Here is a 21490-nt window from a genome sequence, read left to right as displayed (position 1 = left end):
GCCCGGCGAGCAGGTCGCGACGTGGACGTCCACCTGTTCCTGCTCGCCGGGCACCGCCCGGGCGCAACCCACGCCACGGCTCTCGCCGACGCCCACGCCTACGGCCGGGCCGCGGAGGTCGCCGGGTACTCCGGGGTGTGGATCGCCGAGCACCACTTCATCTCCTACGGCGTGTGCCCCTCGGCGATCACCTTCGCCGCGCATCTGCTCGGCGCCACCCGCACCATCACGGTCGGCACCGCCGCCTGCATCCTGTCCAACCGCCACCCGGTCGCCCTCGGCGAGGAGGCAGTGCTGCTCGACGAGTTGTCCGGCGGACGGTTCCGCCTGGGCGTCGGCCGGGGCGGCCCGTGGGTCGACCTGGAAGTGTTCGGCACCGGCCTAGACCGCTTCCACACCGGCTTCCACGACGCGCTGGAGCTTCTGGGCCGGTGGCTGTCCGGCGCCCCGACGGTCGCCGGCAACGACCGGTTCCCGTTCCGGCCCGTGCCCGTGGTGCCACGGCCCGCGCGGCGGATACCGGTGTGGGTCGCGGCGACCTCACCGCAGACGGTCGACCTCGCCGCCCGGCACGGCATGCCGCTGCTGCTCGGCCTGCACGCCGACCTTGACGAGAAGGCCGGCCTCCTCGACCGCTACGCCCGGGCCGCCGCCGCGCACGGCCACGACGTGCACCGCATCGACCATGCCAGCGCGCACCTAGCGCACGTCGAGGACGACGACGCCCACGCCGCCGACGCCGTACGCGCCGGACTCCCGGCGCTGCTGGCCGGCACCCGCGAGTACGTCCGCCTCGACGGCACTCCAGCCGGTCCCTCGGACCTGGCCTCGTACGTGGAGCGGCTCGTCGCCATCCACCCCGTCGGCTCGCCCCGCCGCTGCACGGAAACGCTGGAGCAGGCCGCCACCCTGCCCGGCATGCGGCACCTGCTGCTGATGGTCGAAGGCGCCGGCGGACGCGACCGTACGCTCGGCACGATCCACCGCATCGCCCAGGATGTGCTCGGCCTGTCACCCGAGCGGTCTCGAAGCCAGCCGACGGCGCCGACAACGCAGGCGGCGGCTTCAACCGCCACATGCCGCTGAACGTCTGTAACGGGGCAGCGCATGTCGGCGCCTACAGAAGGGATGCGGCTGTGAGCGTCCGTGCGGCAGGGGCGGGTACCCGACACCCCTACGCCCCCCAGAGGTGAATCCCGTCCCTGCCGCCGCACCTCAACAGTCGCGACCACACGCCGCCTGAGCACACCAGACTGTCGTGCGGCGGCTAGAGCGACCTGCGGTCCCTGCCGATGAGTCGCCTGGAGACCCGCCGGATTCGGGCATCGCTTGCCGTCCGGCCGAGTCTCCACCTGGCTTGGCATCCCCGCGTAGCCCGTACACCCGAAGGCTTGGCCTGCTCCGGCGACTCAGCCCGCAGGTCACTGACCTGGCGTCGGATCTCATCGCCCGATGCGGCGGCGTCGAGGACGAGGCGCGCGGTGGCCTCGGCCGCTTCGCGTTGGGTGTCGGGCAGGACGCTGGTGTAGGTGTCGGCGGTCAGGTGGATGGTGGCGTGCCCGAGCTGGTCCTGGACGGTCTTGAGGTCAGCGCCGGCGGCGTGGGCGAGGGTCGCGGCTCCATGCCGCAGGTCGTGCAGCCTAATCGGAGGTAGCCCTGCCCGGCCGACGAGCAGCCGCAAGCGTTGGGTGAGGTAGCCGGGATGAATCGGTAGCCCGTCGGGACCGGTGAACACGTAGCCACTGTCGTGGCCCACCTTCCCGGCGTCGATTCGCGCGGCGCGTCGCTGGCGCTGCCGCTCGCGGTGCTGGCGCAGCACCCGAACGGTGTGCTGGTCCAGCGCCACGGTGCGGCGGCTGGCCTGTGACTTGGGTGGCCCTTCGTGCACGTCGTAGCCGGCGGTCGTGCGCTGCCGTACCACCGATAGTTGGCCGGTGTGCAGGTCGACTTCGGTCCAGCGCAGCCCGGCGGCCTCACCGCGGCGCAGCCCCCGTAGGGCGACCAGCCACCAGAAAGGGAACAGGCTGTCGTCGCGGACGTAGTCGAGGAAGGCGGCAAGCTGCGTCGGCGTCCACACGGCGATGGTGGGACGCTCGCCGCTGGCCTGCCACTCGGCGACGCGAGCTTCGGTCCACACCTGGGCCTGCGGGCGGGGGCGGGCGGGTAGCTCGATGCGACGTGCCGGGTTGTCCCGGATCAGCCCTTCGCGGACCGCGCCGGTCAGTGCCGCCCGCAGCGTGGTGTGCAGGTGCTGCAGGGTGCAGGCGGACCGCAGCTGCCCGGCACGGTTGCGGGTGGCCGCGATCGCGGCGAAGGCGGCGGTGAGCTGCCGCGAGGTCAACTCACCGAGGATCAGCTGGCCGATATGCGGGATGAGGAACTGCTCGATGTCGCGGGTGTAGTGCATCCGTGTGGTCGGCCGGATCCGGGTCCTGGTCGACAACCAGTACCGCAACCAGCGAGTGACCGTCCACGACCGGCCGGCCTGCTCCTCCCGGGACAGCGCCAGCAACTCGTCGCGTGCTCGGCGGGCTGCCGCCTGCGACGGGTAACCGCCCCGGCGTATCCGCTCGGCCTGGCCGAGCAGGTTGCGGGTGGAGCAGTGGAAGTACCAACTGCCGTGCTCACGCTCCGACAACCGCGGGCAGGAACTACCCCGGCGGCGGCCCGTCGCCGTGTCGAGGCACCCGCACCGCTTGCCGATGACGCCCTGACTGTTCATGGTCTCTCCCTTGACCTGGTGTGGGCTCATCGTCGCGACACCGTCGATGACGAGGGACGCTTTCGGTCTCGATGTTCGGCATCCGCCGAGTAGAGATGAAATGGGCTGAAAGGCGCCTGCAGCAGATCGATGGTCCGCGGACCCTCGAACGGTCCGCCACCGAACCGGCCCATTGCGAGGGTCGTGCACACGCTGTCCGTCGTTGGGCGAGAAACGTGCGTGACCATTCCGGGATGGTTGACTTGTTGAAACCGACCGTCAGTTCGCACATGGCGACACGCCTCGACGGTTGCCCGCCGTGGTGCGTCGAGGTGCACGCCGGGGAGGCGGTGAGTGCTACGGGCGGGCGGACCCGGCGGCACTCCCGGACGTTCATGGAGACCCTCGACGGCGGGGCCGGCGGGACAGCAGTGGAGATCCGCGCACTGGAGTACCTTGAGCGGCCCGAGGAGAGCGCACCGACGGTGGTGCTCGTGTCCGCCCGGGAGCCGCTCAACCTCACCGACGCCAGCTACCTCGCTACCTCCATCCGCACGGCGGTCACATTGGCCCGCCAGACACACCGGCCGTACTGGCTGAAGCGGGCGTGTCCGTCCTGGTGCAACGCGACCCACCTCGACGGCGACCACCTCGATGACCGACTCCACTGGCCAGACGACACACCACCGGTGCTGCTGTCGCTGCACGATGCGGTGAGTACGGCCGGTGAGTCGTGCCGCGGTCAGGCGTACCGGCCGCCGCAGTTGGAGATCGACCTGGAACAGCACGCCGACGCGGTCGAGCCGGTGGTGAAGTTCGTGGTCGAGGGTGCCACGGCGGTGTTGCGCCTCACCCTCGACGAGGCCGAGCAGGTACGGACGGCCGTTGACCGAGTGGTGACCATGGCGCACGACGCAGACAGCCAAGCGACCGAGGCCACTCAAGCCCCGGCGATTCCGGTGCCGGACCGGCCCAGCCTCGACCCGGCCCTGGTCGACCGAGTGATTGACGACCAGGGCCTGACGGCTGCACAGAAGATCAGAGTGCTTCGCGGCGCGGTCGCCGCCAGGATGACCGAGCAGGGCCTGAGCGTCCCTGAGCAGGCCGCGCGGTTGCACTGCACCGAGGAGCAGACAATGGACGCGGTGGTGGACCTCGCGATGTGGTCGCACGCCGGCTACCTGCTCCCACCCGCGCGGCCCTCCGATCCGGAGTGCCCGGCGTGGTGCACCGGGAACTGCCGCGCCGACGACGGCGTCCGTCTGCACGACCGGCACGTGGCCATCGTGCATGGGCAACACAGCGACGACGCCAACGACATCAAGGTGGTCACCGTCGACCTTGCCGCGTTCAACTCGCCCGACGGATACGACGAGCCGCCATCAGTGACGCTGGCCATCGACAACCCGGAACCGCGCACCGCCGACATCGCCAAGACCGACGGGATGGACCACGGCACGGTCCGGAACCTGGCCGCGTCGCTACTGTCGGGCTGCTGGGACCGCACGACAATGCGCCTCACCCCACAGAAGGCGGCGGAACTCGGAGCGTCACTGATCGCCGCGTCCCGCGCCGCCCACAACAACACGGCAGTCACGGCCTGACCACGGCGAGGATGTAAAGCGGGGCCCGGACCGTGTGCAGCGAGGTCCGGGCCGATCGTTCTTGAGAGCTCCACCCGTGCCGATGAATTGCCTCCACACCGGTCACGGGTGCCTTGGAGTCCTGGGGCCGCTGCCGCCGCGGTTGATGATCGGCGCGGTGCTCCGCCTCCGCCTCCGGCAGATCTGCCGTGGTGCGCGATGGTCGCTCGCGTTGCGTCAACGGGGGAGTGTCGGGGGTGCTGGTTAGGGTGACGGTCACCAGAAGACCCCGCAGCCACTGGCGCACGGGGGCGACGGGCTACGGGGTCGTTTCTTGATTCGCACTCAGGAACATACCCGGTGAAGGTTGCCGGCGGCAGATGATGTCGCCGCCGGGCGAACCTGCTCACGCGCGCCTCCTTCGTGCTGTGCCTGCGGGTACGCCACGGCCGGACTCCGGTCCGAGAGGAAGACGCGATGTCGTTGGAGGACCAGCTCGAAGAGGGTCGTAAGGCCCTCGAGGTCACGCTGGAGGAACTGCGCGAGGCCCGCAGACGGCGAGGGCTGCTGGCGGCTGCGTTGCTCGACGCGTTCCCCGGTTCCCGTACCTACATCAACGGATCGGTTGCGCACGGCGACGCGAACACGCCGCTGACCGACGTCGACCTCGGGGTCGTGGTCGACGTGGCCGGATACGGGCCGGACGGCTCCGGGCCGCTGCCGCTGATGGAGCAGGCCCGCGACGCGATTCGGGAGCACCTCGAGGACGAGTTCGACAACCTGACGGTCACCGTCGAGGGTCAGAAGCGGTCCGTGCTGGTGCGGTTCGGCGCCCCGGTCACCCCCGAAACGGACTTCACCGCCGACGTGATCGTGGCCTTGGACCACCCGAACAAGGGGTTGTGGATCCCGAACACCACGATGGCGGCCGGGTGGGACCGGGCGCACCCGGAGAAGCACACCGAGCTGGTCCTGCAGGCCAACGAGGACACTGGCAACGTGTTCGCTCGCACCGTGCGGCTGCTCAAGCACTGGCGCACCCACCACGGCAAGCCGCTGTGCTCGTGGAACATCAAGGCCTTGGCCCTGGGCTGCATCGCGGACGAGAAGCGGCCCCTGTTGCAGGCGCTGCACGACTTCTTCACCTACGCCGCCGACGAGATGGCCGTCGGACTTACCGACGACCCTGCGGACGTGGCGGGGACGATCAAGCTGCCGTCCGGGATGACCCGCGAGGGTGCGGCCTGGCGGCTGGGGTTGGCGCGGGACAAGGTGGCGGCGGCCATCGAGCACGAGCAGGCCGGCCGGCACGCCCTGGCTCAGCACGCCCTGCACAGCGTGCTGCCGCACGTGGTTGCTGACAGCGACCAGGGCGCGCAGATGGCCGAGCAGGCGCTGCTGACCACCGGCGCGTCGGCCGCCAGCCTGATCGTTCCCGCGCCGGAGACTTCCGCGCGGGCGTGGTCGCCGCGGTGATCGACTGGTACGGCCGGCGAGCGTCGTGGTGGGTCCCGCTGGAAGCCGCCGCCCGGCGGCGGCTTGGGCCCACCCTGTCCCACCAGTACGTCTTCGAGCCGGCTTGCTACGGCAGGGAGTGTGAGATCCTCGTCTACCGCGTCGAGGCGCTGGAGGTGGTCGGCGACCCGGAGCCGGTCGACGTGACGATCCGCTTCCACAAGCTGCCGCCGTACGACACGTACGGGCTGCCCCCGCAGGATTATCCCCGGGTCTTCGCCAGGCCGGGCGCCACTTCCAAGCACCGCATGCCCGACGGGGCGTTGTGCATGTGGATGCCCCTGGACCCGCCGCAGCGGCGGTGGACCCACGACAAAGGGCTGCTCGAACTCGTCGAGCTGATCCGCCAGCACCTGTTCCTCGAGAACTACTGGCGCCAGAACGACGGGGTGTGGCTGCTCGAAGACGCACCCCACGGTCTTCCGCGAACCCAGGGAGGTGACAGCACATGGCCTACGCCCAAGCCGCGCAGAGCGGCTGGACGGCCGCCCAGACGGCGATCGTCATCGTCGCCGTGATCGCGATCCTCGGTGGCGTCGTCTCCGCCTCCGTCACCTACACGCTCAACCAGCGCGCGACCCGCCGGGAACGGCAGGCCAAGGCGTTCGCCGAAGCCCTCAACGCCGTCGAGGACTACGCCGAGATGCCGTACCGGATCCGCCGCCGTCGAGACACCCCCGAGGCCCGCTACGACCTCACCGACGAAGTCAGCAAGATTCAGTCCCGGCTGGCGTATCACCAGGCACTCCTGCAGATCGAGGCACCCGAGGTCGCCGCCAGCTACGCCGCGCTCGTCCGCGCCGCCAAGATTCAAGCTGGAGGGCAGATGCGGCAAGCGTGGGAACAGCCTCTGCTCACCACGGACGCCGACATGAACCTGCAGGTCCGCTACCCCCGAGATCAGATCGATGCCGCCCGAGGGGCCTGCATCTCCACGATGCGCGAAGCCCTGCGACGACACCGAACTCGCCGCGCGCCCACCCTCCCCACCGCCAACAGCGACCAACCGCAGATTCCTCGTGCGACCGGTGAAGGCGAAGAGCGATAGACGTGGCGCGGGCGGCGTATTCGGCTTGTCCGCGGGACCTGTACACCGCGACGATGGGTACTCCGTGGCGAGTTGACCTTCGGGGGACACGTGGGAGTGCTTGACGACAAGGACCCGACCGGCGCTGCGCGGCTGAAGGAATGGGCCGACGGCCTGCGGGGACTCCCGCCGGGCGCGCCGCCTACGTTCGAGTTCCAGCGGATGATCCACCCCGGGATGGTGCCGGCGGACGGGGACGGGTTGCTCGCCGCGGACGGTCAGGGTCTGCTGGAGGTTCCGGGTGAGCACATCCAGTCGGTGTCGGTCCTGCACTACATGCGCGCGGGTTCACCGTCGGAGCAGTTCGACGTCGTCGGCTGGGACGCGATGTTCGGCGCCCTGCTGACCTTGGTGACCGACCGTCGCTGCCAGGTCGTTCCGGAGGTCATGGCGAGGGCCGAGGGGCAGGAGCATTCCGTCGCGCTGCCGCTGGCCGGGGCGGTGGATACCCGTCTCGGTGCGCCTATGCCTGACTGGCTGCAGGTCGACGTGGGGTTCCGCAACGCGGTAGCCCGGCTCACCAGCCTCCCCGACGATGACATGCGGGCCCTCAGCGCGGCGATCCATATGCATTACTGCGCCTCGCTGCTGACCACCCGTGATCTTGTCGGTGCGTACGCGCTGATGGTCGGGGGCATCGAGTGCCTCGCGCAGCACTTCGGCAGTCCCCCGACGGAGTGTGCGGACTGGGACGAGTCGGCGAGTTGGGAGAAGTTCATCGCCCGCCAGGGCTTCACCCAGGCCCAGGCCGCGGCCCTGCGTGCCCGCCTGATGAAGGACAAGCACATCAAGCTCGCGGAGACCTTCGCGACGTACGCCGTGACGCGGCTGCCGGCCGGTTTTTGGCAGGAGCCGGTGCGCTCCTACACCTGGGGCGTGGACGCGATGAGCGCCCGCCCGCGGGAGGGTTCCTGGTCTGATCCGCAGCCGCGCGGCTCAGTATTCGCCGACGATCCGGCGGTCCTGAAGGCGGCGCTTAAGACCGCGTACAAGCTCCGCTCCCAGTTCCTGCACGCGGGCAAGCGGGCGATCTCGTTCGCCGGTGACGTGTTCGCGACTGTCGTGGCTACGGACCGACCCGCTGGCGAAAGTCCACGCCTGAGCGCCGCCCAACTGCGCGCCGTCCTGCGGACCCTGATCCTGCAGGAGTTGACCGACCGTGGCAGCACCGATCCTCGGGGCTTGGACGAAATCACGTTCGTCACACGTTCGACGCCGACGTCCTGAGCTGGACCGCCCCAGATGTCGGTGGTGGTGTCGAGACCGTCCCGCGGACCATGGCCGGCGGATACCGACGGGAGGTGCTTACTGCCAGCAGCGCCAAGGCGCGCGGCGGTGAGCGGGCCGAGAATGTCGGACGCGAGGTAGACCATCGGGATAGTGGCCAACACGTCGCGGCGAAACGTGCGGTGAGAAGGGCGAGATGATCGGCGAGAACGGGCGGGATGACGAGCCGTGGCGGTGCTGGGTCGACGACATGATCGACTCGGATCCGAGCATCCTCGACGAGATCCAGCAGTGGTGGGACACGACCTCGCCGGTGCTGATGGTCGGCAGCCGGCACCACACCGTCCCGCGCCGCTATCTCGAACGCTTCTCCGCCTCAGGTCAAATCCGTGTCCGCGACCGGATCACAGGACGGGCGAGCGTGCGCAACATCAAGGACGTTGGCGCGATCCGCGACTTCTACACCTTCATCAACCTCGACGGTGAGCGAGACGGTCGACTCGAACGGATCCTCGGCGTGATCGAGGACGGGGCGACCGCGGTCGTCGACCGCATCCTCGACCCCTTCCGGACACCGCGACCGCTCACGCCGGAGGAATCACTGCACCTGAGCATCTTCATCGGCTTTCAACTGCTGCGTACGCCCCGACACCGTCGTGAGGTCGAGTTGATGGGCGACTACCTCATCCGCTCGTCGCGGCCGGACATCCGCGGGATCACCGAGGTGCGGGTGGTTCCGGACCCGAACCTGCACCTCGACTACCTGACCAAGAACGCCCCCAAAGTCGCCGAGGTGTTCTTCGGCCGCCCGACGACGCTCATCACGATCGACCAACCGCTGTTCATCACCTGCGACGAGCCGGTGATCCTGCGTACCCGCGGCGACGTCAGCCACGTCCAGCACCTGCCGAGCTGCGCCAAGCCCGAGCGGCGGCGGAAGAAGGACGCACGTAAGCCCAGCAGAAGCCGCGCCCGCAACGCCGACACGGTCCACGTGTACCCCAGCCGACCCGGCGTGGCCCAAGCGCACGAGGTAGCCCTCCCGCTCACACCGCGAGCATTGCTCATCATCGGCCCGCCCCACGTCGCCCACGTCGTACCACATCGTCGTTTGCAAGGTGGAGCGGCCGTCGCCCTCGCAAACGACGTGAACTCGAGACTCCTCACCCACGCCTACCAATGGGTCGCTGCCCACCCCGCCCACCCGACGTTCACGGACATGGAACTTCCTGAACCCGGGCCCATCGTCCACGCCTGCGACGGCGGCACGACCTTCGCCCGTGAGCTGCAACAGCCACCCGCACCTCGACAACCCGAGCTGCTGGGCCGCCGTGGTCGTTGAGGGGAGGGCCACGAACGCCAATGTAGCTGGCCGGTGGTGGGATGTGGTCAGGTCAGGCTGCTGAGGAGCTGGCCGGCCACGGCGTTGCCTCGACCGTGGAGGCGGGCGAGGATTTGCCGTCCATTGTCTGCGGTGGGGCCGGAGCCGCGCAGCGGGTTCGGGGTGCGAGTGGAGATGGTGACCAGGAACTCGGTGACTGCGGTATCCATCCGCTCACTGGTGGGGTTGGAAGAACATTCGCGGGCGGCGAGCCAGCCGACGGCGTCCTGGACGAACGCTGCCGCAGCCGGCTCCTGGAAGAAGCGGACGGCCGCGTAGGCGAAGTCGTCGTGGCCCATGTGCTCGCCGAACCACGTCGACCACGTCGGCACGGCTGCGCGGAGGGCGGCTGTCTGCTGCTCGCTGACCGGCGAGTGCCCCCACTCGCCGAGGCCGGCGACGGCGAGCGCCAGGACGCCTCTGCCGGAGTGGCCCTGCCAAGTGCTGGCGGTGGTGGCGAAGTGGAGCATGTCTGCGACTAGGGTGGGAAAGGCTTCTGGCCATGGGTCCTTTGCGCAGGCGGTTCTCCAGACCTGGCTGAGGTAGTTCTCCACCCAGGAACGTGCGGTGGCGCCGAGGGTGAGGATCGGCTCCCAGATCGTCCGGGCCTGGGTGGCGTTGGCGCTGATCGTGATCTCAGCGAGTAGCTTAAGAGCGCTACGTTCCTCGTCGTTGGGGTAGCGGGGGGAACGATTGGCGGCCTCGGTCGGGGTCAGCCCGGAGGCGAGGAACGTCGCGAGGTCGGCGGCGAACTCGACCGCTCGTGCTCGCGTGAGCGTATCCGCCGCAGCAGCAAGGGCTGTGAAGTGCGGGCGGGAGGCGACGAGGTAGCCGAGGTCGAGGGTGCCCGGTGTGCGGGAGCGGGCTTCGCGGGCGTCGGGGAATCTAATCGTGAGGGTGGTGGCGATCCAGTCCGCCAGCCGGGGCACCTCGGCGGGCAGGCCGCCGTTGGCAAAGGCGTCGAATGCGGCCTCCGCGGCCGCCTCCAGCTCCGGGAGGCCGTCGATCGGGCCGTGGCCGGGTTCGTCGTCCTCTTGGTTCACGTCGAGTCCATCGGCTTCCTCCGGGTCGGTGTCGAAGTCGAGGTTGTCGGCTTCTTCAAAGTATGGGTCGATGTCGTAGTGCGACATCGGCAGCCGCGCGCGGTGCAGCGTCAGGTGCTCGAGCTTGCGCAGATCGTCGGTGAGGTGGGGGTGTGCGGCGGCGAGTCGCATCACGGTGGTGAGGGTGAGGCGGCGGGGAACGAGCAGCAGCCGTGCGATGGCCGCGCGCACGGTGACGTCGTCGGGGGTCTCGGCCCACAGGGCTGTGAGCGCTTCGGCGCAGAAGACGTCCCATTCATCGTCGGAGGGGCTGTCGGGGTATGCGTCGGACCGCGTGGCGGTCGGGTCGGTAAGGGGGCGCGTTAGTACGGCCCGGCACCACTCATCGCGGTCGGGGTGGTTCTGCAGCCAGTCGCGGGCGCACAGCACCAGCCACGCCGCGTACCCGCACCGGAGGTCCTCCACACTGCTGATGGAGCTCGGCGACTCAGCGTCTGGGGCGAGAGCGTCGAGTTGGGGCTGTACGGTGGCCCACTGTTCCTCGAGCTCGGTGTCGCTGGGGCGGACCTGGTCGGTGATGTTGCGGCGCATGGTGTGGGCGAACATCATCCAGGCGCGGTCGCGGTCGAGGTGATCCCGCATCTCGCGGGCTTCTTCCTCAAGGGCCGCCGGCGGGTTGTACACGAGGTAGGTCCTTCCGTCCGTGGCGCGGACGGCGTGGTAGTTCGCAATGTCGGTCGCAGCGAGCATCACCCGCCACCGGTGTGCGTCTGTCGCGGCCCAGTGCTCTCGGGCGGTAGTGAGCTGCTCGGTGAGCCGGCCAGTGACGAATGCGCCCAGGTGCACCAGGTCCAGGAGCGGGATCTTGCGGTGGTCCATGGTGTGCCACTTGCGGGCTCGCTCAGCTCGGGTGGGATCCATGACGAGCGGGAGCACGCTGAAGGAGCGCATCTGGACACTCATCCGGTCGTCGTCGAGCAGGTCGGCGCTGGTGACCAGGGGAGCAAGCGGGCCTTCCAGCAGTGCAGGAGTGTGGCGGGCGATATCGGCAAGCAGCCCCCATGTCGCGACCGATCGGCTGCCGGTGAGCTGGACGAGGAGCGCGGTGATGTCGCGGCCGTCGTCGAGGGCCTTGTAGAGGTGGGCCTCCAGGGCCATCACCGCCGCCGCCAAGATGTCCGGAACCCGGTGGCCACCGTGGCTCCAGGCCAGGACGGTGGCGTCACCGACCAGCGCGACAGGGGCGCCGTCGATGAGCAGCTCGAACGCCGGCCGCTCCTGCGTGGGTTCCTGGCCGCTTGACACCGGGGCGTTGCAGGTGCGTCTCCAATGGGTGGTCGCGTGCTCGATGAGGGCGAGCACCACGTCGACGCCCTGCGGTTCAGCGTTGATGAGCATTGCGCGGAACGGACCGCACTCGTGTATCGGATCGAAGGAGCGCGGGGCGCTGGCGATGCCGAGGCCGTCACGCAGCCGGTGATGGACGTAACGGCGGTGATGGCGGTCGGAGTCGATGGATGCCCGCAGCACCAGGTCCCGGGCCATCTGCGCGGACGCCGGCAGCAACGGCATCACGGTGTCGACGTCCAGCAAGGCTGCACGGAGTCTTGTATGGCCGCGACGCTGGCGGCCACTGATCTGGCCGCTGCGCTCGAGCTGGCTGTCAATAGGGGGCAGCAGCGTATCGAGGAAGCTGGCGACGGCGTCGGGTTCGACCGCGCCGGCGGCGATGACGCACCGCCACAGCGCCGGCTCGACCGTGTCGTCGAAAAAGCCTCCGCCGTCGATGTGCGCGACGATGTGCCGTCCGACCGCCAGGCCGATCACGGCAGCCTGATCGCGGGCCGGCCACGTGTCGGGGGCGTGCCGCAGCCACAGGTCGGCGATCGCGGCGACCTCCGGGGCGGCCGAGGCGACTGCGGTCTCATGCTCCGCCGCGAGGACGCGTAGGACGGGAAGCCACAGCGGCCACACGGGCAGCCGCGACTGCGCGGCGGCGTAGACCGCCACGTCCGGCATGTCGGCAAACACAGTGATCCAACCTGAGTCCGGAACGGTCGCGGAGAACCTGAACCTGCGCAACAGCCGTGCCAGCAGAGCGCTGTCGGCGGCGAGGCGCGACCACAGCTCGCCCAAAAGCCGGTCGGCGTCGTGAGCGTAGAACACTGCATCGAGGTACAAGTCCGCCACGAGCGGCTGGTCGGCGGCGTCCAGGGCAGAACGGTCGGCCTCCCACCGGTCGACACCGTGCTCGCGGAGCACGCCGGCGGCGTGCAGGCGGATCGCTCGGTGCCACGACGGCAGCGCCGACTTCTCCGCGATCACGCCGATGACGTCGTCACGGGAGCGCAGGTGATGCAACAGCGTCCAGTCGTCGAACAGGTCGTGGGCGAAGGAGACCCGGCCGTCGACCTCGGAGAGGATCCCGTCGACGCGCAGCTGGTCGACGAGCCCAACGGAGTCGACCGGCAGGTCGTCCAGGAGAGTGTGGGCCCGCAAACGGTCGGCCTGCTCGACGGCGATCCGCCGCAGCAACGTTTGGCGGGTTGCGCCGTTCGGGCCCCCGCCGGCCAGGCGCTGCCACCACAAACCAGCGATTGACGGCTCGTCGCGGATAGCGGCAACCGTAGCCCCGGGCATCCGCAGCACCAGGTCGAGGACCTTCGGGCGTCGTAGGACACCACGGAGCCCACCGGCGACGACCACCGCGGCCAGGTCCGGGTGCCCGCGTAACACCAGATTGATGTCGGCGTCAGACAGGTCCCCCATCACGAGCGGGGCGGCCTGCGGGCCGTTGGCCTGCACCAAGCGCTCCGACACTCGGGGGAACTCCGACTGCTGCGAAGTGATCAGCAACCGGATCCGGTCGCCGGTGGCGGCCGCGAGGCGTGCCAGGGCAGCCGTCGCGGCGAACGGCTCGTCGGTGTAGACCCGGTCGAGGCCGTCGACGACGACGCGGACCTCTCCGGGGGCAAGCGTCAGCACCTCCTCCAGGCGCCGGGTCAGCCCGAGTCGCGCGCCGACGCCGGCCTCGAGGCCCGCGGCCGACAGCCAAACCGCCCGGTGCGTGCCCGAGGCGGTCAGCCACCTCTTGGCGGCCACGGTCTTGCCGCAGCCCGACGGCCCGGACAGCACGTTGACCGCCCCGGCGTTGGCGAGCACGGCGGTCACGTCCTCACGGACCAGGATCACGTCGTCGCCGAGCCGGTCCCGGACCCGGGCCGTCATGTTGGTGGTGTGGGCGGTGAGCAGGCTCCAGTCAGGGGCTACATCCGGGCGCAGCTGGAACGCAAACTGACCGCCCAGCCGGTCAGCCACAAGCTGCCAGGTGACTGCCCCGCCTTTGGGTCGCAGGTCGGCGACCACCTGGAGCAGCGCCGTCCACAGGTCCACAGCCCTCCCGGCCTGCTGCGGGACGAGCGCGGCGCGGCACCGCCGGATCGCGTCCGCGATCGCCTGGGAGGTAGGGGTGAGGAAGTCTAGGCGCAGAGGCAGAAGCAGGGCCAGCAGCCGGGCGGGAGAGGAGTCCACGTTGACCCCGTGCTGCTCGGCGAGCGCCGTCGGACACTTCGCCGACTCCCACAGCGAGCGCTTCGTCTCGTTGAACGCGCCAGGCACGCCGATCCGCGAGGCTATGCCAGCCTGGTCGGCGGCGGCTTCCCCGATCAGCTCCGCGAGCTCGACCCAGGTGCCCTGCGCCGCAGACCCTGACACGAGACCGACCCGGTCTGCAGCGCGCCGGAAACTGTCGGTAAGGATGTCGCGCCAGGCGGCCTCCACGAACTCCGTGTGCAGCCTGGCTCCGGTCAGCATGTCGAACGACTTGACCGACGCCGACCACCGCGGCCCACCGGTGGCGTCACCGGTGACGACCATGTCATCGAGGAAGAACCCCGACGCACTGCCCTGGAACCGCACCTCCGCCGGGACCGCGACCCCGAGGCCCAGCGGCATCTCGCCAGCGGCCATCGCAGCGACGAGCCACGCACCAACATGGTCTTCGAAAGTGAAGCCGCCACCGCCCGTGATGAACGCCGTCGCCACCGACCGCCCGTCCGACGCCTCTCTGCTCGACATCGCCTGAGGCTACCGGCCCGCATCCCACCCGGCCGCTCCACTGCCCGAGACGAGCCACCCCCTCAGGACCACCGTGGTGTTGGGACACTTAGCGGGCGTTGCGGCGGTACCAGCCTAATTGCGACGCACCCGGTAGCGACCCAGGCCGACGTCGCTCTTTGCGCGGCCTGGAAGCCGAGAGCGGCGGCGAGGTGTACCAGGGATAGGTCGGCCGCGTCGGCGGCCCGCAGTCGCTGGCGAGCACCGCTGGCCACCCCGGCCGCAAAGTCGGCTGTCGGATATGCCCATTGCTGCGGATAGCACAAATGGCACAGCTTTCCCGGGTGGCACTGTGCCATCTGTGCCATCGTCAGTTCATGACTCCGATCCCGCTGTCCCAATGGGCCGACCAGAACGGTGTGCCGCGCCGTACCGCCTACAACTGGGCCAAGAACGGCAAGCTCAACGTGCCGATCCACCGCACCCTCACTGGCCGCCTGGTCGTACTCGACGACGACGAGACACCCGGTGATGCCCATCCGTTCGTGGCCGCCTACGCCGAGGCGCTGAGCCTGCCCGTCGGCGTGCACTCCGGCGACCTGCACCACTCGCCGGTCCTCGAGGCTTGGGGTGTGGACCTGTACGACACCGTCGCCGACGACCTACGTCCCGTAGTGCTGCAGCTGGCCCTCGCGGCGGCCTGCTCCCGCCCAAAGCGCGACGCGTGGTGGCGACTGACTGACTGGCTCGGCCGCGTCGAGCTGGCCGACTGGTACACCTCGACCGGCTTCCCCGAGGTGGCCTCGCTTATCAGCGAGCGGCAGCCGATCACCGACCAGGACAGCTACCTCGACTGGTGGCCGTGCGGGGTCGGCTCGCACGAGTTCTGGCAGGACTTCGACGCCGCCGCGGCGCAGGCCGTCGCCGCCGCCGGGCTCGGCCCGTCTGAGCACAGCGACGCGGTCTCGTGGCTGACCGAGTCGGCCCTGACCGACAACATTGCGATCGCCGGACGCCGCGAGAGCCTACGCAACCGGCTCGACAGGCTGGCCGGGACCAGAACCGACCACGACCAGATCCCCACCATCCCCGACCGCAGCGACCTGTGGAGCCTGCGCGGCATGTACCCCGAGCCGGCCTGGGCCATCGCCCGCCCGCACACCCGGCGCACCGCGCAGAGCATCTGCGCCATCGTCGGCTGGGACCCCGAGAGCCCGGCACCGCCCGACGGGCACCCGCTACGCGAGATCGGCTACCGCGCCTGCCTGCACGCCGGCGAGGCCGCTCTCGTCCCGTACGTACACGACGCCCACCTGCGCGAGATCGACGCCTTCCGTCGTATCGCCCTCGGCAAGCCGTGGCAACTCATCACCTCATGAGGAAGCTGCGGCGGGGCAGTGGCTCGATCAGCCGCCGGGAGAGCAGCACATCACACTGCCAACCATCGGTCGCCCAGTGTCGCTGATCGAACTCCAAAGCCGTAGCTAAGAGCTCCTAACTCTTTAAGCGTTGGAGTCGGCGCCAGCAGATGATGGCGCAGGCGAGAGTGAGGAACGCTTCGTGGATGTCGTCGCGGATCTCCCAGCGGATGCGCAGGCGGCGGAACCAGTGCAGCAGGGCGATGGTCTGCTCGACGACCCAGCGTCGGGTGCCGAGCCCAGAGCCGTGTGGGACGCCGCGTCGGGCGATGACAGGTGTGATGCCGCGGGTCCGTAGCTCGCGGCGGTACTTGTCGAAGTCGTAGCCGCGATCGGCGTAGATGCGGTCGGGTCGCTGCCGGGGCCGGCCGCGGATGCCCTTGATGCGGGGGATCTTGTCGACCAGGGGCATGAGCTGGGTGACGTCGTGGCGGTTGCCGCCGGTCAGTGCCGTGGCGAGGGGGATGCCGCCCGCGTCGGTGATGACGTGGTGTTTCGAGCCTGGCTTGCGGCGGTCGACCGGGCTCGGACCGGTTTTGGGCCGCCCTTGAGCGCCCGGACGTGGGAGCCGTCGATCACCGCCCGGGACATGTCCAACTGGCCCGCGGCGCGGAGTCTGCCGAGCAACACCTCGTGCAGGCGCTGCCACACGCCAGCGTCGTTCCAGTCCCGCAACCGGCGCCAGCAGGTCATTCCTGAGCCGAAACCCAGCTCTTGGGGCAGGTACTCCCACGGGATCGCGGTGTAGAGCACGAACAAGATCCCGCACAGCACCTTGCGGTCATCGAGAGGCTTGCGGCCCGGGAACCGTCGCCGCCGGGGCGGACGGGGCGGCAGCAGCGGTGCGACCTCGGCCCAGAGTTCGTCCGAGACGACCCACGGCGGCTGCTCACCCCTCCTCACGTTCAGACAGAACGATCCTCGCGTCCCGAGGACACGCCCAACATCATTTCGTTAGGAGCTCTTAATCGACGTACCCGAACCGGCTCTGCCACCCCGACAGCCTGACGCCGCAACCCCAGCCCGACCGCCACCCAGGCCCGGCGTGTCACCAACACCGCGAACGTTTGTGGTCCGAGCACTAGCCGCGCCGAGGGCCCGTTCTGATAAGCGCGAGCGAGATCACGATCATGACGAGGCCGAGGCCAGCCAGGACAGTCGGCGCCTGCAGGAGCAGATCCTCCGTCGCGTACCCGTCGGGCGTGGCAGCCCGGGTCGGATCCGTCCTGTCGACGCGTACGTCGAGTAACTCCCCGACGCGGAACTCACTCTCGTCGAGTTCGCTGGAGAACCGCTCCCGATACCGCACGCCGTCGAACGTGTAGTCCACAGTCAGCCTCGTGGCGGAGAACGAACGCGTGATCCTGAACCGTTCGACGTGGACCACTTGGCCTGTCGTCTCGGCGCCGACGCGAACCCGCTCGTCGATCGCCTCGTTCAGCCGAACGGTGAGCAGCATCCCCACGCCGATCAGAAGGGTGCCGAGGACAACCGCGAGGACCAGCTTCAACTCTCGCCAGCCGAACGGGCTCTCCACCACCGGCCCTCCTCGCGTCTCGTCCGGCGGCCTGGCTTAGAGCTCCTAACGAAATGATGTTGGGCGTGTCCTCGGGACGCGAGGATCGTTCTGTCTGAACGTGAGGAGGGGTGAGCAGCCGCCGTGGGTCGTCTCGGACGAACTCTGGGCCGAGGTCGCACCGCTGCTGCCGCCCCGTCCGCCCCGGCGGCGACGGTTCCCGGGCCGCAAGCCTCTCGATGACCGCAAGGTGCTGTGCGGGATCTTGTTCGTGCTCTACACCGCGATCCCGTGGGAGTACCTGCCCCAAGAGCTGGGTTTCGGCTCAGGAATGACCTGCTGGCGCCGGTTGCGGGACTGGAACGACGCTGGCGTGTGGCAGCGCCTGCACGAGGTGTTGCTCGGCAGACTCCGCGCCGCGGGCCAGTTGGACATGTCCCGGGCGGTGATCGACGGCTCCCACGTCCGGGCGCTCAAGGGCGGCCCAAAACCGGTCCGAGCCCGGTCGACCGCCGCAAGCCAGGCTCGAAACACCACGTCATCACCGACGCGGGCGGCATCCCCCTCGCCACGGCACTGACCGGCGGCAACCGCCACGACGTCACCCAGCTCATGCCCCTGGTCGACAAGATCCCCCGCATCAAGGGCATCCGCGGCCGGCCCCGGCAGCGACCCGACCGCATCTACGCCGATCGCGGCTACGACTTCGACAAGTACCGCCGCGAGCTACGGACCCGCGGCATCACACCTGTCATCGCCCGACGCGGCGTCCCACACGGCTCTGGGCTCGGCACCCGACGCTGGGTCGTCGAGCAGACCATCGCCCTGCTGCACTGGTTCCGCCGCCTGCGCATCCGCTGGGAGATCCGCGACGACATCCACGAAGCGTTCCTCACTCTCGCCTGCGCCATCATCTGCTGGCGCCGACTCCAACGCTTAAAGAGTTAGGAGCTCTAAGTGATCAAGAAGGACAGCGGCTGCAACGGCTTGTGCGCCGGGGCACGGGCTCGGCCGTGCGGCTGCGGCGGGCGATGGTCGTGCTTGCCTCTGCGGGAGGCAACAGCGTGCCAGTCATCGCCCGGCTCGTGCAGGCCGACGAGGACTCCGTGCGGCAGGTGATCCACCGGTTCAACGAGATCGGCATGGCCAGCCTGGACCCTCAGTGGGCGGGTGGCCGTCCCCGCCGGATCAGTAGCGACGACGAGGCGTTCATCGTCGTGACGGCCAACACCCGCCCCGCGAAGCTGGGGCGGCCCTTCACCTGATGGAGCGTGCGCAAGCTCGCCGAGCACCTGGCGCACAACCCGGACCGGCGGGTGGTCGTCGGCCGGGAGCGGCTGCGGCAACTACTGCGCAAACACGAGATCACCTTCCAGCGCACCAAGACGTGGAAGGAGTCCACCGACCCCGACCGCGAGGCCAAGCTGGCCCGTATCGAGCAGGTGATCGAGCAGTTTCCGCACCGCACGTTCGCCTTCGACGAGTTCGGGCCGCTGGCGGTCCGACCGCACGGCGGCGTCGGCTGGGCGCCGAAAGGTCGCCCGCGTAGGCTGCCGGCTAACTACCACAAGCTGCACGGCGTGCGGCAGTCCCACGGCTGCTACAGCATCGGCGACGACCAGTTGTGGGGCGTCATTCGCACCCGCAAGTCCGCGGCGAACACCCTGGCCGCGTTGAAGTCGATCCGGGCCGCTCGCCCGGACGGCGCACCGATCTACGGCATCCTGGACAACCTGTCCGCCCATAAGGGGTTCAAGATCCGGCAGTGGGCGGCCCGGAACAAGGTCGAGATGTGCTTCACCCCGACCTACGCCTCCTGTGCCAACCCCATCGAGGCGCACTTCGGGCCGCTACGAACCTTCGTCATTGCGGGCTCGGATCACCCCAACCACACCGTCCTGGCCCGCAACCTGCACGCCTACCTGCGCTGGCGCAACGCCAACGCACGCCACCCCGATGTCCTGACCGCCCAACGCCGCCACCGTGCCGAAATCCGCAGCGAACGACAACGCCGCTGGGGCCAACGCGCCACCCGAGCCGCATGACCAACCCGGCCAACGTTTGTGGTCAGAGCACTAGGTGGGCTGGTGGAACCCGACTGGCGCCCCCCGGCCGCGGATCGGGGCGGCTGTTCCGCGCGGAGAGTCGTCAACTCGTAGATGGCGGAAGGGTGGTAGTCCGCGCTGAGACTCGAATCCCACCGGATACCTGCTGGCTAGGGCACTTGCTCGGTGACCTCTTCGGCGTGCCCGAAGTGTCTGCGGCTCGGCATACGGGGGCCGACGGGCTGATCATTTGGGCCTATATTCGCCCTAGTGAAGTCGACGGGTTGGCGTAGATGGCTGCGGCGGGGGACGCGGGTTGACGCTTCGCTGCGCCAGGTCGGGGCGGTGGTCGATGAGGCGGTGGAGCTGTCGCGCGCTGGTCGTTTCGACGATGCGGTCGAGACGGGCCGCCGGGCTGTGGAGATGTTGTCTGGCTTGACAGCACGGGACCGTGGCACGGTTCTGCCCACTCTCGTCCTGGCATGCAGCAACCTGTCCTATTACTTGTCGGACGCTGGCCGGCCGACGGAGGCGCTGGAGTGTGCGGAGGAGGCGGTCCGGCTGGCCCGGGAGCTTTACGCCATCGACCGCCGTCACGAGGAGCAGCTCGCGGAGGCCCTGGACGCGCTCGCCAGGCGACTTATGAGTTGTGGCCGAACGCCGGAGGCGCTGACTGCTGGCCGTGAGGCGTTGGCGTTGATGGACGTATGTCCTGACGTCCTGCTGTCGCGCCTGCTTGAGCCCTACGCGATGGCGTTGGCGGCGACCGGCCAGCACGCCGAGGCGCTGCAGGTCAGCGACCGTGCCCTGCAGTTGCTGCGCAGGCTGGCTGTGGATCAACCGGTCGGCTCGCAAATGCACGACGCCCTGGGCAGGGTCTTGAGCCTGCACGCGAACCGGCTGTTCGAGGCAGGGCGGTGGGAGGAAGCGGTCGACGTCGGCGCCGAGACGGTCGCGCACTTCCGTGAGTCGATGACGGGCAGCCAGCCGCGGCGTCTCGGCTACCTGGCGACTGCTCTGAAGAACCAGGCGGTTTGTCTGGCGGGAGTACGACGGACGGCGGAGGCTCTGGCGGCGGCCGCGGAGGCGGTCGAACTGAGTCGTGAACTTGTCGCAGCCCAGCCCGAGGTGCATCATCCGCTCCTCGCCTCGTGTCTGGACACGTACGGCGGGCGGCTCAGCGAGATGGACCGGCGGGCGGAGGCCGCGGCCGCGACCGATGAGGCGGTGAAGCTGTATCGCGCTCTGGCCGCTGTCGACCGGGCGGTATACCTGTCGAGGCTGGCCGAGGCGGTGGGCAATCAGGGAGCCGTCACCGAGGATCGACAGGCCAGCCTCGCCCTTACGACAGAGGCAGTGCAGTTGCGTCGGGAACTCGTTGCGGACAACCGGGCCGGACACCTGCGGGACCTGGCGCTGTCGCTGTTGAACCTGGCTAACGGCCTGGCCAGGTCCGGCCGGCTCGACGAGGCCCTGGCCGTTGGCGAGGAGACCCTTGAACTGCAGCGTGAGGTAGCGACGGTCGACCGGCCTGCAATCCTGTCGCGACACGCGGAGATGCTGCGGCGGCAGGCGGTGTGGCTGGACGACGCCGGCCGTACGGTCGAGGCGCTGGCGCTCGGCGAGGAAGCGATCGCGGTCGCTCGCGAGGCCGTCGCCGGTAACCGGGCCGCCAATCTCAAGATTTTGTCGTATGCGCTGGAGGATCAGGCGGCACGGCTCGAGAAACTGTCCGGTCGCGGATCGCGGCAGACGCGACGGCCCGGGGGCACGCCAAGCTTCAGCAAGAAGAAGGCGCGCCGTGCGCAGGTGATGGCGCGCGAGGCGCAGGAGTTGTGGGCGGAGTACCAGCAAGGTGCGTCGGCCTCCGGCTAAGCGACGCCACAGCGTGCGTCATCGCGTGGTGGTTCCGGAGCGG

Annotated in this window: 14 protein-coding genes and 1 pseudogene; 11 read left to right on the top strand and 4 right to left on the bottom strand. The window is 69.4% G+C overall.

Annotation, left to right across the window (positions count from 1 at the left end; genetic code table 11):
* Positions 1–21 precede the first annotated feature (21 nt).
* Positions 22–1086, top strand: a complete 1065-nt coding sequence (locus MICAU_RS20155) for an LLM class flavin-dependent oxidoreductase (RefSeq protein WP_013287193.1) — start codon at positions 22–24, stop codon at positions 1084–1086.
* A 181-nt stretch (positions 1087–1267) separates the two neighbouring features.
* Here MICAU_RS20155 and MICAU_RS20150 read toward each other — a convergent pair whose 3' ends face one another.
* On the bottom strand, positions 1268–2722 hold the full coding sequence (locus MICAU_RS20150) for a tyrosine-type recombinase/integrase (RefSeq protein WP_013287192.1): 1455 nt from the start codon (positions 2720–2722) through the stop codon (positions 1268–1270).
* Positions 2723–2793: 71 nt separating this feature from the next.
* Between MICAU_RS20150 and MICAU_RS20145 the strand changes: the two genes are divergently transcribed.
* The 6 genes from MICAU_RS20145 to MICAU_RS20120 all read left to right on the top strand — a co-directional run bounded on the left by MICAU_RS20145 (position 2794) and on the right by MICAU_RS20120 (position 9455).
* Positions 2794–4305 (top strand): hypothetical protein, encoded by a 1512-nt coding sequence (locus MICAU_RS20145; RefSeq protein WP_145824183.1) that lies wholly within the window; start codon positions 2794–2796, stop codon positions 4303–4305.
* 456 nt (positions 4306–4761) lie between these two features.
* A complete protein-coding gene (locus MICAU_RS20140; protein ID WP_013287190.1) occupies positions 4762–5760 on the top strand; it encodes a hypothetical protein in 999 nt (332 codons plus the stop codon).
* Positions 5757–6317: a hypothetical protein gene (locus tag MICAU_RS20135; protein ID WP_145824182.1), complete on the top strand. Its 561-nt coding sequence runs from the start codon at positions 5757–5759 to the stop codon at positions 6315–6317. Before MICAU_RS20140 ends, MICAU_RS20135 begins: the two co-directional genes overlap by 4 nt.
* The gene (locus MICAU_RS20130; protein WP_013287189.1) at positions 6248–6847 is read left to right on the top strand and encodes a hypothetical protein; all 600 of its coding nucleotides are present in this window, start codon (positions 6248–6250) and stop codon (positions 6845–6847) included. Before MICAU_RS20135 ends, MICAU_RS20130 begins: the two co-directional genes overlap by 70 nt.
* A 96-nt stretch (positions 6848–6943) precedes the next feature.
* Complete coding sequence (locus MICAU_RS20125; protein ID WP_157547414.1) at positions 6944–8113, top strand: hypothetical protein; 1170 nt, start codon at positions 6944–6946, stop codon at positions 8111–8113.
* 196 nt (positions 8114–8309) lie between these two features.
* On the top strand, positions 8310–9455 hold the full coding sequence (locus MICAU_RS20120; protein ID WP_013287187.1) for a DUF4238 domain-containing protein: 1146 nt from the start codon (positions 8310–8312) through the stop codon (positions 9453–9455).
* 47 nt (positions 9456–9502) lie between these two features.
* Here the strand turns inward: MICAU_RS20120 and MICAU_RS20115 are convergent, their stop codons facing one another.
* Entirely contained in the window at positions 9503–14614 is a 5112-nt protein-coding gene (locus MICAU_RS20115; RefSeq protein WP_013287186.1) for a hypothetical protein, read from the bottom strand.
* Positions 14615–14970: 356 nt separating this feature from the next.
* Between MICAU_RS20115 and MICAU_RS20110 the strand changes: the two genes are divergently transcribed.
* Positions 14971–15972 carry a hypothetical protein gene (locus MICAU_RS20110; RefSeq protein ID WP_041799053.1) on the top strand — a complete coding sequence of 334 codons (1002 nt, stop codon included), beginning with the start codon at positions 14971–14973 and terminating at the stop codon, positions 15970–15972.
* 115 nt (positions 15973–16087) lie between these two features.
* On the opposite strand, the gene MICAU_RS32020 is transcribed toward MICAU_RS20110, so the two are convergent.
* Together MICAU_RS32020 and MICAU_RS20095 are read right to left on the bottom strand one after the other, a co-directional pair.
* A protein-coding gene (locus tag MICAU_RS32020) for an IS5 family transposase (protein WP_085985943.1) occupies positions 16088–16914 on the bottom strand; the annotation gives its coding sequence in 2 pieces (ribosomal slippage) (positions 16088–16551 and positions 16551–16914; 828 coding nt in all).
* A gap of 178 nt (positions 16915–17092) precedes the next feature.
* Positions 17093–17551, bottom strand: coding sequence for a DUF3592 domain-containing protein (locus MICAU_RS20095; RefSeq protein WP_013287184.1), 459 nt, complete (start codon positions 17549–17551; stop codon positions 17093–17095).
* Between the two features lie 97 nt (positions 17552–17648).
* Between MICAU_RS20095 and MICAU_RS32015 the strand changes: the two genes are divergently transcribed.
* From MICAU_RS32015 to MICAU_RS20075, 3 genes and pseudogenes are all read left to right on the top strand, one after another.
* A protein-coding gene (locus MICAU_RS32015; RefSeq protein ID WP_085985943.1) for an IS5 family transposase occupies positions 17649–18475 on the top strand; the annotation gives its coding sequence in 2 pieces (ribosomal slippage) (positions 17649–18012 and positions 18012–18475; 828 coding nt in all).
* Positions 18445–19572: pseudogene (locus tag MICAU_RS20080) on the top strand (IS630 family transposase). The gene MICAU_RS32015 and the pseudogene MICAU_RS20080 overlap by 31 nt, the downstream one beginning before the upstream one ends.
* Positions 19573–19917: 345 nt before the next feature.
* Complete coding sequence (locus tag MICAU_RS20075; RefSeq protein ID WP_013287183.1) at positions 19918–21447, top strand: tetratricopeptide repeat protein; 1530 nt, start codon at positions 19918–19920, stop codon at positions 21445–21447.
* Positions 21448–21490 lie beyond the last annotated feature (43 nt).

Origin of the sequence: Micromonospora aurantiaca ATCC 27029, assembly GCF_000145235.1 — a bacterium.
Taxonomy (GTDB): domain Bacteria; phylum Actinomycetota; class Actinomycetes; order Mycobacteriales; family Micromonosporaceae; genus Micromonospora; species Micromonospora aurantiaca.
Note: the sequence above shows the minus strand (reverse complement) of the source record. Positions and strands in the feature narration are given on the sequence as shown.

What these genes read in the sequence shown, in the direction of transcription:
- MICAU_RS20120 (WP_013287187.1), top strand. Translation starts at nt 8,310, where the DNA reads ATGATCGGCGAGAACGGGCGGGATGACGAGCCGTGGCGGTGCTGGGTC.
- MICAU_RS20150 (WP_013287192.1), bottom strand. Translation starts at nt 2,722, where the DNA reads ATGAACAGTCAGGGCGTCATCGGCAAGCGGTGCGGGTGCCTCGACACG.
- MICAU_RS20145 (WP_145824183.1), top strand. Translation starts at nt 2,794, where the DNA reads ATGTTCGGCATCCGCCGAGTAGAGATGAAATGGGCTGAAAGGCGCCTG.
- MICAU_RS20115 (WP_013287186.1), bottom strand. Translation starts at nt 14,614, where the DNA reads ATGTCGAGCAGAGAGGCGTCGGACGGGCGGTCGGTGGCGACGGCGTTC.
- MICAU_RS20140 (WP_013287190.1), top strand. Translation starts at nt 4,762, where the DNA reads ATGTCGTTGGAGGACCAGCTCGAAGAGGGTCGTAAGGCCCTCGAGGTC.
- MICAU_RS20110 (WP_041799053.1), top strand. Translation starts at nt 14,971, where the DNA reads ATGACTCCGATCCCGCTGTCCCAATGGGCCGACCAGAACGGTGTGCCG.
- MICAU_RS20130 (WP_013287189.1), top strand. Translation starts at nt 6,248, where the DNA reads ATGGCCTACGCCCAAGCCGCGCAGAGCGGCTGGACGGCCGCCCAGACG.